13 protein-coding genes are annotated in these 14,432 nt (G+C 74.7%); 5 read left to right on the top strand and 8 right to left on the bottom strand.

Annotated elements, in window-relative coordinates:
* Positions 1–4: 4 nt before the first annotated feature.
* Entirely contained in the window at positions 5–1,069 is a 1,065-nt protein-coding gene (locus ACFY2K_RS15870) for an aromatic ring-hydroxylating dioxygenase subunit alpha (protein ID WP_387711824.1), read from the top strand.
* Positions 1,070–1,077: 8 nt separating this feature from the next.
* Here the strand turns inward: ACFY2K_RS15870 and ACFY2K_RS15865 are convergent, their stop codons facing one another.
* The 5 genes from ACFY2K_RS15865 to ACFY2K_RS15845 form a co-directional block, all read right to left on the bottom strand.
* Positions 1,078–2,769, bottom strand: a complete 1,692-nt coding sequence (locus ACFY2K_RS15865; RefSeq protein ID WP_387711822.1) for an FAD-dependent oxidoreductase — start codon at positions 2,767–2,769, stop codon at positions 1,078–1,080.
* 35 nt (positions 2,770–2,804) lie between these two features.
* Positions 2,805–3,746 carry a diiron oxygenase gene (locus tag ACFY2K_RS15860; protein WP_380523249.1) on the bottom strand — a complete coding sequence of 314 codons (942 nt, stop codon included), beginning with the start codon at positions 3,744–3,746 and terminating at the stop codon, positions 2,805–2,807.
* A gap of 422 nt (positions 3,747–4,168) precedes the next feature.
* Positions 4,169–5,191, bottom strand: coding sequence for an RNA ligase family protein (locus ACFY2K_RS15855; RefSeq protein WP_387711820.1), 1,023 nt, complete (start codon positions 5,189–5,191; stop codon positions 4,169–4,171).
* 110 nt (positions 5,192–5,301) lie between these two features.
* Positions 5,302–5,883 (bottom strand): TetR/AcrR family transcriptional regulator, encoded by a 582-nt coding sequence (locus tag ACFY2K_RS15850; RefSeq protein ID WP_380590414.1) that lies wholly within the window; start codon positions 5,881–5,883, stop codon positions 5,302–5,304.
* A gap of 154 nt (positions 5,884–6,037) precedes the next feature.
* A complete protein-coding gene (locus ACFY2K_RS15845; RefSeq protein ID WP_387711818.1) occupies positions 6,038–6,811 on the bottom strand; it encodes a flavodoxin family protein in 774 nt (257 codons plus the stop codon).
* Positions 6,812–6,955: 144 nt separating this feature from the next.
* Here ACFY2K_RS15845 and ACFY2K_RS15840 point away from each other — a divergent pair, with 144 nt between their 5' ends.
* Positions 6,956–7,861: a LysR family transcriptional regulator gene (locus ACFY2K_RS15840; RefSeq protein ID WP_380523252.1), complete on the top strand. Its 906-nt coding sequence runs from the start codon at positions 6,956–6,958 to the stop codon at positions 7,859–7,861.
* An 88-nt stretch (positions 7,862–7,949) separates the two neighbouring features.
* On the top strand, positions 7,950–8,162 hold the full coding sequence (locus ACFY2K_RS15835) for a cold-shock protein (RefSeq protein WP_380407577.1): 213 nt from the start codon (positions 7,950–7,952) through the stop codon (positions 8,160–8,162).
* Between the two features lie 68 nt (positions 8,163–8,230).
* On the opposite strand, the gene ACFY2K_RS15830 is transcribed toward ACFY2K_RS15835, so the two are convergent.
* From ACFY2K_RS15830 to ACFY2K_RS15820, 3 genes are all read right to left on the bottom strand, one after another.
* Positions 8,231–10,414: a serine/threonine-protein kinase gene (locus tag ACFY2K_RS15830; protein ID WP_387711815.1), complete on the bottom strand. Its 2,184-nt coding sequence runs from the start codon at positions 10,412–10,414 to the stop codon at positions 8,231–8,233.
* A 105-nt stretch (positions 10,415–10,519) separates the two neighbouring features.
* On the bottom strand, positions 10,520–11,194 hold the full coding sequence (locus ACFY2K_RS15825) for a response regulator (protein ID WP_375888184.1): 675 nt from the start codon (positions 11,192–11,194) through the stop codon (positions 10,520–10,522).
* Entirely contained in the window at positions 11,191–12,516 is a 1,326-nt protein-coding gene (locus tag ACFY2K_RS15820; protein WP_387711812.1) for a sensor histidine kinase, read from the bottom strand. The genes ACFY2K_RS15825 and ACFY2K_RS15820 overlap by 4 nt, the downstream gene beginning before the upstream one ends.
* 135 nt (positions 12,517–12,651) lie before the next feature.
* Here ACFY2K_RS15820 and ACFY2K_RS15815 point away from each other — a divergent pair, with 135 nt between their 5' ends.
* On the top strand, positions 12,652–13,110 hold the full coding sequence (locus ACFY2K_RS15815; RefSeq protein WP_387711811.1) for a DUF4190 domain-containing protein: 459 nt from the start codon (positions 12,652–12,654) through the stop codon (positions 13,108–13,110).
* A gap of 78 nt (positions 13,111–13,188) precedes the next feature.
* Positions 13,189–14,370 carry a serine hydrolase domain-containing protein gene (locus ACFY2K_RS15810; RefSeq protein ID WP_387711809.1) on the top strand — a complete coding sequence of 394 codons (1,182 nt, stop codon included), beginning with the start codon at positions 13,189–13,191 and terminating at the stop codon, positions 14,368–14,370.
* Positions 14,371–14,432: the final 62 nt, after the last annotated feature.

Raw genomic sequence — 14,432 nt, 5'->3', positions numbered from 1 at the left:
CGCCATGGCCGAGCACTCCGCCCCGCTGCCGTACCCGAGCGGCTGGTTCTGCGTGGGCCGCGCCCGCGACCTGCCGCCCGGCCGGGTCCGCACCGCCCGGCTGATGGGCGAGGACGTGGTGCTGTACCGGACGCGGCGGGGCGCGGTGCGCGCGATCGGGCCGCACTGCCCGCACCTGGGCGCGCACTTCGGCGCGGGCGGGCGGGTGCGGGGCGAGGAGCTGGTCTGCCCGTTCCACGGCTTCGCCTTCGCCCCGGACGGCTCCTGCACGGGCTCCCCAAACGGCACCCGGTTCCGCGGCGAGCTGGCGCGGCGCCGGCTGGTCGAGCGGGACGGCGCGCTGTTCGTCTGGCGGGGCGGGCCGGAGGACGGGCCGGACGGCGCCGCGCCCGCCTGGGAGCTGCCGCCGGCGGTCGGGGTGCGGCCGCTGGCCTGGTGGAGCGGGGAGTTGCTCTCCCACCCGCAGGAGGTGATGGAGAACAGCGTCGACTTCCGGCACGTCGCGGTGCTGCACGGCCTGGACACCCGCGAGAGCGCACCACCGGAGCCGGACGGCCCGCTGTTCACCGTCCACCAGCGCACCACCACCCGGTTCCCGGGCCTGGGCGCGGTGAGCCTGGACCAGCCGGTGACCCTGGCCGGGCTGGGCATGATGCGGCTGACGGCCGAACTCCCCGACCTGGGCAGCTCGTTGCTGGTGTGGGTGCTGCCGACACCGCTCGCGCCCTGGCGCACCCTGGTGCGCTTCGCGGTGACCGCCACCGTACCGGTGCCGGGGGTCGGCGCGGCGCGGGCCGTGGACCGGGCGGCGTCCTGGCTGGCACTCCAGGCCTCGGTCCGGATCATCAAGCAGGACCGGCCCGTGCTCGCCCACAAGCGCTACCTGGCGCAGCCGCGACTGGTGCCCGGGGAGCGCTCGATCGGGCTGTTCCGGCGCTGGGCACGGCAGTTCTACCCGGAGGGCTCCGATGCCGGCACGGCCGTGGAGCCGACCGGCAGGACCGTGGAGCCGACCGGCGGCTCCCGGAGCGGGCCGCCCCCTGCGCAGGGCCCCTCCGGAAGGCCGTAGGACGGGCCCTAGCGTCGCCGGCCCGCCGCCAGCAGTTCCGCCACCGTCGCCAGCTTCACCCTCGGCCGTCCCTGCGCCGCACCGCGCTCGCGCTCCGCGCGGTCCACCGCGCGGAGCTCCTTCAACCCGACGGCGTCCGGCCGGCGCCGCCGCACCAGGCGTTCGAACTCCGCCCGCCCCGCCGGGGGTTCCGGCAGCACCCGGGCCACCGCGTCGTCCAGCAGCGCGTCCACCGTCTCCCGCGCGCAGGCCCGGTTGGCCCCGATCCCGCCGGAGGGCCCGCGCTTGGCCCAGCCGACCACGTACGCGCCCGGCAGCGCCTGCCCGGTTGCCGGGTCGACGACCCGGCCGCCCCGCCGGGCGACCGTCCCGGTCCGTTCGTCGAAAGGCAGCCCCGGCAGCGGCACGCCGCGGTGCCCGATGGAGCGCACCACCAGCCCGGCCCGCAGGGTCTCGCGCTCCCCCGTCGTCCCGTCGGGCACGCCGTCCCCGGTCAGCCGCGTCCGCTCGACCGTCAGCCCGGCGACCCGGCCGTCCGCCCCGGCCAGCTCCACCGGGGTCGACAGGAAGCGCAGCACGATCCGCCGGCCCGGCCCCGGCCGCGCACCCTCGCCGCCCTCGCCGCCCTCGCCGCCCTCGTCCCCGGTGCGCACCAGCGGCAGACCCGCCAGCAGCGCGGCCCGCGAGTCCGGCGCGGCCGCCTCGATCGCCGCCCGCACCTGCGGGTGGTCCTCGACCACCAGCTCGACACCGGGCAGCCGGCGCAGCGCCAGGAACTCCGGTGCGCTCCAGGCCGCCTGCTCGGGCCCGCGCCGGGCCAGCAGCACGACCTCCCGGACCCGGCTGCGGCGCAGCGCGGCCAGGGCGTGGTCGGCGATGTCGGTGACGGCGAGCCGGTCGGGGTCGGTGAGCAGGATGCGGGCGATGTCCACCGCGACGTTGCCGTTGCCGACCACCACGACCCGCTCGGCGGACAGCTCGACCGCGTCGGCGGGCACCGTCGGGTCGGCGTTGTACCAGCCGACGAAGGAGGTCGCGGGCAGGCTGCCGGGCAGGTCCTCACCGGGCACGCCGAGCCTCCGGTCGGCGGCCGCGCCCACCGCGTACACCACCGCGTGGTGGTGCGCGGCGAGTTCCTCGTGGGTGACGTCGGTGCCGACCTCCAGATTGAGGTGCATCCGCAGCCGGGGGTCGTGGAAGACGCTCGCGAAGCTCTCCGCGATCCGCTTGGTGGACTGGTGGTCGGGGGCGACGCCGTGCCGCAGCAGGCCGCCGGTGACCGGCAGCCGGTCGATCATGGTCAGTTCGGCGCTGGTGCAGCGCAGCAGTTCCTGAGCGGTGTACCCGGCGGAGGGACCGGTGCCGACCACGGCGATCCGCAGGGTGCCGAGTTCGCCCGGCAGGCTGCGCGGGAAGCCGGGCGCGCCCCAGGCGTGGTCGTTGGGGTGGTCGCGGTACCAGTCGCGGTTGAGGTCGCCGAAGACGACGTCCGGACCGCGCAGCCGGTCGACCGGGTACACCGCGTCCACCGGGCAGGCGTCCGCGCAGGCCCCGCAGTCGATGCACGCCTGCGGGTCGATGTAGAGCATGTCGGTGGTGCCGAACTCCGGCTCCTCCGGGGTCGGGTGGATGCAGTTGACCGGGCAGACGGACACGCACGAGGCGTCGTTGCAGCAGGTCCGGGTGATCGCGTAGGCCATGGCCGGGGTGGGTCCTCGCTGTGGGTGACGGATCGTCAGAGCATGTGCACGCGGCGGTAGATCGCCGCCGAACGGCTGGTGATCAGCCCGGTCTCGGCGAGGAAGGCCATCAGGTGCCGGGAGCTGTTGCGCATCATCGCCTTGCGGTGCTCGTTGCCCTTCACCTCGTCGAGGGCGCGGGCGACGTCCAGCCCGACGGCCTTGTAGACGCCCGGGTGGACCATGCTGCTGACGATGACGTACGCGCCGATCGCGATGCCGGTGGCCGAGGCGCGGCGCCGGGCCGGGCCCGCGTGGCGCACCCGTTCGCGGATCTCCTGCCGGGCGAACTTCATGTGCCGCGACTCCTCGACCACGTGGATCCTGGAGCTGCCGCGGACGATCTCCAGGACGTTCTCGCCGCGCATCCAGTCGCGCTGCATGACGTCCAGCACCTCCTCGGCCACCAGGATGCCGCCGTAGGCGAGTTCGCCCTTGGCGAGGGCCTTGAAGGCGCGCCCGGCCTGGGCGATCACCTTGTTGGGCCGGTAGGCGGGGACGCCCATCTTCTGGCAGGCGCGGGCGAACATGATGGAGTGGCGGCACTCGTCGGCGATCTCGGTGAGCGCGAACTGGAACTCGGCGTTGGCGGGGTTCTTGAGGTACTGGTCGCGCAGCACCATCTGCTGGAGGATCATCTCGAACCAGATGCCGGTGTTCATGATCGAGCAGACCTCGTGCCGGGTGAGCGCGATCCGCTGCTGCTCGGTCATCTCGTCCCACAGCCGGGTGCCGTAGAGGGTGCTCCACTCGGGGTTGAGGCCGTAGTGCTCCTCGGGGAGGGGCGCGTCCCAGTCGATCTCGGTCATCGGGTCGTAGGAGAGGGTGGCGGCCGACTCCAGCAGCCGCTTCGAGACGTCGTCGTCGGCCGCCGTGTGGCCGTGTTCCGCCGCCCCGTGGCCGTTCCGGTCCGCCGGCGTCTGCCGGGTGAGAGCCATGGCTGCCTCCTGGTGCCTGCCCCTGCGGGTTCCCGCTCACCCGCCTTATTAGACGGACAGTACAATAAGAGCCCGTTCCCGAGAACCCCTCGCGCAGCGCCGAACCGGCGCACAGCGGACGGCGCGCGCCTCGGGGGCGGGCGGGCACACGGACGTGCGTTTTACGCGGACGTGCGTTTCACACGGGTGTCCGGCGTGGCCGTCTGATACGGACGTACGTTCCGGCGAGCGCCTGGGACGGACGTCCGTCCCACTGGACGTCCAGGACGGACGCACCGTGCGGCTGGTCGTCTGACACGGACGTACGTCCCAGCGGGAGCCTGGGACGGACGTCCGTCCCATTGCGCCTCCGAGACGGACGTCCGTCCCATCCGCGCATCACACGGACGCCCGTCCCATCCGCGCATCACACGGACGTACGTTCAGGACCGCCCCCGCCCCCACCGCCGCGCCCGACCCTGGGCGTCGAAGAGGACCAGGGCATCGGCGGCGGGCCGGAGGACGTCCCGCAGTGCCGACGCGGTGGCCGGCTCCAAGCCGCCGAGGGCTTCGGCGAGTTCGTCGGTGACATCCTGGGCGATCTCCGCCGCGACCGCGTCCGGAGCCGTGCGCGGGCCCAGCTTGCTGACGGCGGCGGCCGCGCGGGCGGGGGTGAGCAGGGCGGAGGCCTGGACCAGCAGCCAGGCGGGGACGCCGGCGGCACCCTCAGGCGGGGGGAGGTAGGGGCGGGCGCCGTCGTAGCGCCCGTCCTCGGCGAATGCCTTCTGCTTGACCTTGAGCACCGGGCGGGCCGCTCCGGACTCGCGCCATTCGCCGGCGGGCTTGAGGACGTAGCCCTCGGCGAGGTTGTCGGCGAGTTCGGGCAGTCCGAACAGGGCCGGCACCCGGCTGGGGAAGGCGGCGGGCAGGTCCTGGAGGGTGTTCAGCGGGCCACGGGCGAGCAGGGGGACGCAGCTCAGCCCGGCGGCGTCGGCGGCGGAGCGGAGTTCGCGGTCGGCGAGCCAGCAGCGGCCGTCGGCGGTCTCCACCGTGGCGTCGAAGGGCAGCCAGCGCAGTCCGGGGTCGTACCAGACGCCCGTCTGCACGGGTTCGGCCCCGGGGGCGACGGGCACCCCGGGGTGGGGGTAGCGGCCGCCGGCCAGCTCCCCGTACACGGTGACGACGGCGGCGCCGCCCCGGCCGGCCCGCACCGCCGCCGCGAACCGGCCCGCCGCGACGCGCAGTCGGGGCCAGATCCGGCTGACGCCGAAGAAGGCGTCGAGGTCCTCGTCCCCTAGCAGGTCGCGCCGCTTGGCGGCCCGTACGGCGTCGCCCTCGCAGACCACGGCGAAGTGCGCGCCGTGGACCTTCTCCGCCGCCGTCCACTCCCGGCTGCCGGGCGCGTCGGGGCGCCCCTTCGTGGGGATCTTCGGATAGGGCGTCAGTTCGGACCAGGAGTCGGGCACGAACAGGATCCTCGCCGCAAAGCCCCACCCCCGCAACGGAGATACCCGGCAGGGACACCAGGCGGAGACGCCCGGCGGAGCCAGCTGACGGAGCCAGCCGACGGAGACGCCTAACGCTCCCGCCACAGCCCCGCGAGATGGGCGTGCAGCAGTTCCTCGGCCTCGGCCGTGGTCCGGTGGCCGATGAGGACGTGTCCGGTGAGCCCGTCGGCGAGGGCGAGCAGCGTACGGGCTTCGCGCCGGGGGTCGAGGGCGGGGGCGGCCTCGGCGACGAGTCGGGCGAGCAGCCCCTCCAGGTCGGTGTAGCCGGCCCGCAGGTCGGCGGCCAGGGCGGGGTTGACGGCGGCCGCGGCGAGGAAGGCGAGCCAGATCCGGGCCTCGGCGCGGTGTTCCTCGCGCAGCAGCGCGACTTCGCCGACGACGTGGCCGACCGTGCTGGCGGCGGACTGGGCGGGGCCGGCGACGAGTCGGCCCCGGGCCCGTTCGGTGACGCGTGCGCCGATGTGGCCGAGGGCGAACCGGAGCATCTCCTCCTTGTTGCGGAAGCAGCGTTGGACGGCGCCCATGGAGACGTCGGCGCGGGTGGCGACGTCCCGCAGGGTCGCGCCTTCCAGGCCCTGGGCGTCGATCAGCGCGCAGACGGCGTCGGCGATCCGTCGGCGCCGCTCCTCGTGGTCGACCTGCTTGGGCATCCGCCACGCACCTTCCGACTCCGCCCGATTCCACCCGCCTCCGGGCTCCACCCCGGGACATTCCGATGCAACCGTATCGGATCCACCGTCGGGAGCCCAACAGCCACCCAGCCGCCAGCCCCGGGCCGGCGACCCACCCCCTCGGCCCACCCCCTCAGCCCGCCGCCGGCACCCCCGGCGCACTCGGCGCCCCCGACGCACCTGGCACACCCGACACCTCCACCCCCGCCTCCCGCAGGATCGCCGACAGCGCACGGGCCTCGTGCTCCGTCATCCGCGTCGTCTCGTACGGCACCGCGTTCACCCAGCGCTGGGCCAGCCGGGCGATCCGCTCGCCGTACCGTTCGGCGGTGGCCAGGTCCCCGCGCGACCCGGCGTGCTCCGGCCCCTGGTCGGCGTTGCTCTGGCTCATCAGCCCCAGCCAGGAGCCCAGCCGGTTGACGTCGTCCCGGCTGCCGCCGCTCCAGTTGTTGCCCGGCATGTCGCCGACGCCGATCCACTGCATGCCCAACTGTGCACCGAAGACGGCCAGTTGCTCCAGCACGGCGAGCTTGTCGCCGCTCTGCGAAGCCGACATGGTGAACCCGCCGGCCAGCTTGTCCTTCCAGCCCTGGGTGACGAACGGCGTGAACGCGGCCTCCATGAACGCCTTGAACACCGCCGACACGCTGCCCATCAGCGTCGGACTGCCGAACACGATGGCGTCGGAGCGGTCCAGCAGGGCCAGCACCTCCGGGTCGTGCCAGCGGCCCGCGTTGACATCCTCGGCCCGGATCTCGACCAGGTGCACCTCCGCGCCCGGCACCCGCCGGGCGCCGGCGGCGAGGTGCTCGGCCAGCACCCGGGTGTGGCCGTGCACCGAGTGGAACACCACGCCGACCGTGACCGCCGGCACTGCCCGGCCGGACTCAACACCGTTGACTGCCATGTCTCTTCACCGTTCTCGTCGATCGACTGCGCTGCTTGTCCTCCCATCTCAGCCCGTGCGCGGTCCGGCATCAACGCCGAACTCCGGCATGCAGCGATCGGTGGCACCGATCGATCGCCGGGCCGGTCGCGCTACCGTGGGACGGTGGACAGGATCGAACTGGAAGCATTCGTCGCGGTCGCCGAGGAGCTGCACTTCGGCCGCGCCGCCGCCCGTCTCCACCGCGGGCAGCCCACCGTCAGCGACGCCGTCCGGCGCCTGGAACACACCCTCGGCGGCCGACTGTTCGACCGCACCAGCCGCCGGGTCTCCCTCACCGAGCTCGGCACGGCCCTGCTCCCCGACGCCCATGCCACCCTCGCCCAGCTGCGCGGGTTCCAGCAGCGCGGCCGCGCGCTCGCCGCCGGCGAGCGGACCGGGACCACCCTCGTCGTCGGCCATGCCGAGTACACCGGCCACCAGCTGCTGCTGCGCTGCCTCCCGCAACTGCGCGAGCGCTTCCCCGACGTGACGATCGTGCCGGAGGCCATGCCGACCACCGCCCTGGTCGCCGCCCTCCGCGCGGAGACCATCGGCCTGGGCATCGGCTGGGCCACCGGCGGCATCACCGGCGTACGGGCCCGGGTGCTCTCCACCGAGCGCTTCATGGCCCTCGTCCCGGAGGCCCATCCTCTGGCCGGGCACGCCGAGTTGAGCACCGCCGAACTCTCCACCACCGGCCTGCTCACCTGGCCCCACCAGATCAACAGCGGCCTCTGCGACCGCCTCCTCACCGCCTTCCGGATCGGCGGGGCCGACCTGCGCATCATCCGCACCGCCGACAGCGTCCACGCCATCGCCGCCCACGTCGCCGCGGGCACCGGCATCGGCATCACCGTCGAGTCCGCCCTCGACCACCGGCCTCCGGGGCTGCACGTCATCCCCCTCACCGGCCCCTCGACCACCGCCGACCAGGTCGTCCTCACGCCCGCCGCGCCCTCCCCCGCCGCCACCGCCCTCCGCGACCTCCTCGTCGCCGCCTCGGCGGCGCTCCGACCCCGGCACACCTAGGGCGGCTCGACTACTCTTCGTGTCGACTCACGCGCCCTCCGTGAGAGGATCACGCGACGGCACCGCGCCCCGACCCCGAGGAGTAGGCATGGCCGAGCGCCAGAACGGCACCGTGAAGTGGTTCAACGACGAGAAGGGCTACGGGTTCATCAGCCCGGAGTCCGGCCCCGACCTGTTCGTGCATTTCCGGGCGATCGAGTCGACCGGCTTCAAGTCCCTGGTGGAGGGCCAGAAGGTCTCCTTCGAGGCCGTCCAGGGCCAGAAGGGCTTGCAGGCCGACAAGGTCCGGGTCGAGGAGTAGCGACCCCGGCGGATCCGTTGCGCGCGCCCGGTCGGCGCTGTGGCCGACCGGGCGCGCCTCCGGCGCCGCTACTGGGCGTGGAGCCCGGCCAGTGCCCCCTGCACCTGCTGGACGACTGCCGGGGGCAGCGTGCCGTACTTCATCGACTCGCCGCTCGCCTGGCCCGGGCCGCTGACCGCGTAGGACGCGAGGCCCGCCACGACGGCGGAGTTCCCGCCGCTCCCGCAGAAGGCGAGGTAGCCGAAGCCGACCACCGGATAGCCGCCCTTGACCGGCTTCTGGTAGTCGAGCTTGACCGACACCTTGCCGCCCGAGGTCTCCGCCGTGCCGGTCGCGGCCATCGTGCCGGCGGTCGCGGTGCTCGGGGCCGCGTCGGAGTCACCGGTGCGCACCCGGGCCGCGTGGAGGTTCCCGACGTCCCGCAGCGGGACGAAGCCGATCGACCCCTGGGCACCGGCGACGGCGCCGGGGATGCTCGCCTCGGTCGCCCCCGGCCGGGCCTTCGCCTCGGAGTCCCAGACCGCGCCCACCTCGTACGGCCAGTCGGCGGGCGCGGCCTTGCCGAGGTACTGGGAGAACACGTAGGCGGACCAGGACAGCCCGGCCGGGATCCGGACGTCGATCGGTGAACCGGGCAGCACCGTGGCCGGGTTGAGCGCCCTGATCGCCGGGTCGTTCCAGGACTGGATCTGCTTCCGGAAGATCTTGGCGAGCGTCGGGGCGTCGAGCACCAGGTCGACGACCCCGGGCACGTTGAAGACGACCGCGACGGGGGCCACGGTGACCGGGAGCTGGGACACCTGGCCGGTGGCGCAGTGCTTGCCGTAGGTGACCGCCTGCTGATCGGTCAGTGTGGTGTCGAATCCGGCGGCGTCGAGCCCGCCGTCGGCGAGGAGGGTCGCGTTGGCGGTCTTGAACGGGTCGTCGGCGCTGGGGGCCGCAGGGCCCTTGTAGGTGAGCCGGTTGCCCGGGCAGGCCTTGCCGAAATCCGCCGTCCACCGCTCGACGAGGGCGCCCTCCATCCCGTCCACGCCGATCGTGGCCTGCCCGGCCGGGGCGCAGCTGACCCCGGAGGCGACGGCGGACGGGCCGGTCTGCCCGCTCTGCCCGGCCTGCCCGGCCTGCCCGGTTTCCGGCGCACCGGAGTGCCAGGTGAGGTAGCCGAGCGTGCCCGCCGCGGCGATGACGGCGGCGGCCACGGCGGCGCCGATCAGCAGGGCCTTACGCGGTCGGGATCGACCGGCGGGGGTGGTGGAGGGAGCGACGGAGGGGGCGGTCGGCAGGTACGGCGGTACGGTCGGCGGCGCCGGTGGCGGCACCGACGCCGGGGCGACCGGGTTGGGGGCCGTGGGCGTCGGAACGACCGGAGCCGGAACGGTCGCAGGAGCAGGAGCAGGAGCCGAGGCCGGAGCAGGCGCCACCGGCCCCGTCCGCAGCTGGACCGTCCGTTCCCTCGCCGCCTCCCCCGTCATCCTCAACAGCCCGTCCACCGTGGGCCGTTGCTCCGCCTCCTTGGCCAGGCACCCGATGATCAGCGGGTACAGCTCGGGTGCCAGCCCGGCCAGGTCCGGCTCCTCGTAGACGACCCGGAAGCCCACGGCGTGCGAGGAGTCCGCGCCGAAGGGGCCGCGTCCGGTGGCGGCGAAGGCCAGCACGGAGCCGAGGGCGAACACGTCGGTGGCCGTGGTCGCCGTGCCGTTGCGGAACTGTTCGGGGGCCATGAACGGCGGGGTGCCGACGGCGACGCCGGTGCTGGTCAACTGGGTCTCGCCGGCGCTGCGCGCGATGCCGAAGTCGATGACGCGCGGCCCGTCCTCGGCGAGCAGCACGTTGCCGGGCTTGAGGTCGCGGTGGATCAGTCCGACGCGGTGGATCTCCTGGAGCGCCTCGGCGAGTCCGGCGGCCAGCCTGCGCACCTCGGGCGGGGTCAACGGGCCCTGGCCGGAGACCCGTTCGCCCAGGGAGGGGCCGGGGACGAAGAGCGTCGCCAGCCAGGGCGCCGGGGCGTCGGGGTCGGCGTCGAGCACGGGCGCGGTGAATGCCCCGCTGACCTTGCGCGCGGCCGTGACCTCCTGCCGGAACCGGGCCCGGAACTCGGCGTCCGCGGCCAGCTCGGGCCGGATCACCTTCACCGCCACCTGCCGCCCGGAGACCGACCGGGCGCGGTAGACGACGCCCATCCCGCCCGCGCCGAGCCTGCCCTCCAGGAGGTACCCGCCGATCTCCCGCGGATCGTGTTCCGACAAGGTCACGTGCCGTTTCCTCCCCCAGGCGCGTCCGGCCGTCCAGCCGGTCGGCCGTCCAGCCGACCGACCGGCCCAGCCTAGTAGGGGCCGGGAGCGGCAGGTGAGGCAGGCTCAACCGGTGAAGCCCGGCACCACCAGTCCGGACTCGTACGCGATCACCACCGCGTGGGTGCGGTTCTGGGCGCCGAGCTTGGTGAGCACGTTGCCGACGTGGGTCTTGACGGTCTCCAGGCTGACCGTCAGCGTCTCGGCGATCTCCGGGTTGGACAGCCCGGTGGCCATCAGCCGCAGCACCTCCTCCTCCCGCCCGGTCAGCGCCGCCTGCGGCAGGGCCTCGGCGGAGTCCAGCGGCCGGGCGGCGACCATCCGGCGCAGCGCCGCCGGGAAGAGGACCGCCTCGCCCGCCGCCACCACCCGTACCGCTTCGGCGATCTGCCGGACGGGGAGGCGTTTGAGCACGAAGCCGCTGGCCCCGGCGCTGAGCGCGGCGGTGACGTAGCCGTCGTTCTCGAAGGTGGTGATCACCACGACCTTCGGCGGCTCGGTGGACTCCGCCAGCAGCTGCCGGGTGGCCTCGATCCCGTTGCGGCGCGGCATCCGCACGTCCATCAGGACGACGTCGGGCCGCAGCCGCAGCGCCTGCTCGACCGCCTCCACCCCGTCGGCGGCCTCGCCGACCACCTCGATCCCGGGCTGGACGCCGAGCAGGGTGCGCAGACCGCTGCGGGTGATGGCGTCGTCGTCCGCGATCAGCAGCGTGACGGGAGCCTCGGGCGCGGTGCTCACACCGCCGCCCGGACCGGCAGTCGGACGGCGAGGCGCCAGCGCGCATCGCCGGCCGGCCCGTCCCCAACCGACCCGTCCCCGGCCGGCCCGCCCCCGACCGACCCGTCCCCGGCCGGCCCGCCCCCGACCGGTCCGGCCTCGAACTCGCCGTGCAGCAGCCGCACCCGTTCGGCCAGCCCGGGCAGGCCGTGCCCGGACGTCGGGAAACCGCCCACCCCGGCCCCCGCGACCGCCCCCACCTGGTTGACCACCCGCAGCTCCAGCGCGTCCGGCCCCGCCGCCACCCGGACGGTGATCGGGCCGCCCGCCCCGTGCCGGAGCGCGTTCGTCAGCCCCTCCTGGAGGATCCGGTACGCCGCCCGGGAGATCGTCCCCGGCACCTGCGCCAGGTCGCCGGACAGCTCCGGCTCCGCCACGGCGCCCGCGTGCCGCAGCCGGTCCAGGAGTTCGGGCAGGTCGGCCAGGGTCCGGGTGGGCGCGGTGCCCGCCTCCTCCTCGCGCAGCACGCCCAGCACGTAGTCCAGGTCCTCCAGCGCGGCCCGGGTCGACTCCTCGATGCTGCGCATGGCGGCCCGGGCCGTCACCGGGTCGGCGTCGAGCACCTCGCCCGCGACGGCGGCCTGGATGGTGGCCGCCGTCAGGGTGTGCCCGATCGAGTCGTGCAACTCGTGGGCCAGCCGGTTGCGTTCGGCGAGCCGGCGCTCCCGTTCGGCGGCCTGCGCGAGCCGCTCGGCGGCCGACGGCCCCAGCAGGCGCGGCGCCAGCCACCGCAGGGCCGCCGCCACCGCCGCGCACCCGGCCACCGCGAGCAGCACGCACACGACGGCCACCGCCCAGCTCCACCCGCCATCGGCCACCGACGCCGACCGGCCGAACAGGCTCAGTTGTGCCCGGCCGTCGAGCCAGCCTCCCGGCAGCGACAGGCCGGCGAGCAGCAGCAGGCCGCTGGCCAGCGCCCCCGTCCACCCCAGGGCCACGTGCAGCAGCAGCCACAGCGGCGTCCGCCAGCGGTCGGCGACGGCCGCCCCGGCCGTTCCCGACGCTCCGGCAGCACCGGGATCCGGCAGCGCCACCCCCAGCAGTCGGCGGGCGGACGCGACCAGCACCCGGCGCGTGGTGCGGGCCAGCCCGACCACGCCGATCAGCACCGCCCAGACCAGCAGGGTCAGCACGACCTGCACCCCGTACGGAGCGGACCGCCACGCCAGGGCCGGCACCATCACGACCGGCAGCAGCGCGAGGCTCCCCAGCGCGCCGCAGTAGGCGAACAGCGCGCCCGTGTACGTGGAGCCGCGCAGCAGCGGCCGGATTCCCCTGATCATGCCTGCCAGTATGTCCGGCCAGGTCAGCGGCCACCTCCCCCGATCGAGGGAGGGCCTTTTCCCGCTTTTCCGCGATGTGCGCCCGGGGCTCCGGAAGTCAGGATCGTGTCCTGCCAGTTGACGAGAGGACGGCCGTTGCACACCCGAGAAGACGAGCCCCGGACGGACGTCCGCACCCTGGACCGCCAGGCCCCCGGGCACGACCCCGCCCCCGGGCAGGGCCCCACCCCCGGCCCGCACCACGACCCCGGCCCGCACCACGGCGTACGGCCCCCGGCCCGCCGCAACGGCCCGGCCGTGGCCGCGCTGACGTTGGGGGTCCTCGGCGCGGTCACCTCGATCGTCGTCGTCGGCGGCCTGTTCGGCGTCCTCGGCCTGGTGCTGGGCGCCGTCGCCCTGCGGACGGCCCGGCGGACGGGTACCGGCCGGGGCATGGCCAACGCGGGCGTGGTGCTGTCGCTCCTCGCGATCGCGGGGTCCGTCCTGGCCGCCGTCCTGCTGGCCTGGTACGCCGACCGGACGCAGCCGTGCTACCGGCCCGACAGCTTCCGGCAGTACCGGGAGTGCGTCCAGCAGCAGTTCCACCGGGGCTGACCGGCGGTCGACCGCCCCCAGCGCCCGTGTTCCCGACGAATTCCCTTCGGTTTCCCTACGATTCACAGGAGTTGACGTATGCGTGAGCAGACTTGGCAGAGGCTTCGTACCCCCCGGCGGCGCAGCGCCGTGGCGGCCTCGGTGGCCGTGGCGATGGCGGCCGGCGTCCTGGCGGCGGGTGTCCTGACACCGACCGCCGCGTCCGCCGCCACCGCCGCCGCATCCGCCGCCGCCAAGCCCGACACCGTCCAGCAGGGCCTGGACGCGCTGGTGCGGCAGGACAAGCTGCCCGCCGCACTGGCGACCGTCAAGGACCGCAAGAGCCGCACCCAGGCCTACACGGCGGGCGTCGGCGACCTGGCCACCGGCGCGAAGGTACCCAAGGACAGCCAGGTGCGGATCGGCAGCAACACCAAGACCTTCACCGCCGTCGTGGCGCTGCAACTGGTCGGCGAGGGGAAGGTCCGCCTCGACGAACCGATCGAGACCTACCTGCCGGGCCTCGTCCGCGGGGACGGCATCGACGGGCACCGCATCACCGTGCGCCAGCTCCTCCAGCACACCAGCGGCCTGCCCGACTACGAGGGCGACATCGACGAAGCCACCCTCCAGCAGCGGTACTTCGAGCCGCGCGAGCTGCTGGACATGGCCTTCCGGCACAAGGCCGGCTCCGCGCCCGGCGAGAAGTTCGAGTACAGCAGCACCAACTACGTGCTGGCCGGCCTGCTCGTCCAGAAGGTGACCGGCCGCCCGCTCGCCGAGGAGATCGACCGGCGGATCGTCCAGCGGATCGGGCTGCGCCACACCTCCTTCCCCGGCACCGGCGACCGGAGCATCCGGGAGGCCCACCCGCAGGGCTACCGCCAGGAGAAGCCGGGCGGCCCGCTGATCGACACCACCGAGCTGGACCCCTCGGCGGGCTGGGCGGCGGGCCAGATGATCTCCACCAACGCCGACCTCGACCAGTTCTTCACCGCGCTGCTCGGCGGACGCCTGCTCCCGGCGGCCCAGCTCGCCGAGATGCGCACGACCGTCCCGATCGCGGACAGCGGCGCCGGCTACGGGCTGGGGCTGATCAGCCGCCCGCTGTCCTGCGGCGGCGTCTACTGGGGCCACGGCGGGGACATCCCGGGTTTCGAGACCCGGGGCGGGGCCACCGACGACGGCCGGGCGGTCAACATCGCCGTGACGCAGATCCCGGCGGACGGCGCCGTCACCCGCCGCCTGGAGCAGGTCGTGGACACGGCCCTCTGCCGCTGATCCGCCGCCCGCCCTCCTCGCGCGGCCGCAGCCGAAGCCACGCCCGCCGTCACAGCGACAGC

Source organism: Kitasatospora sp. NPDC001309, from assembly GCF_042896295.1.
Taxonomy (GTDB): Bacteria; Actinomycetota; Actinomycetes; order Streptomycetales; family Streptomycetaceae; genus Kitasatospora.
The sequence above is the reverse complement of the archived record's forward strand: the minus strand, read 5'-3'. Positions and strand labels throughout refer to the sequence as shown.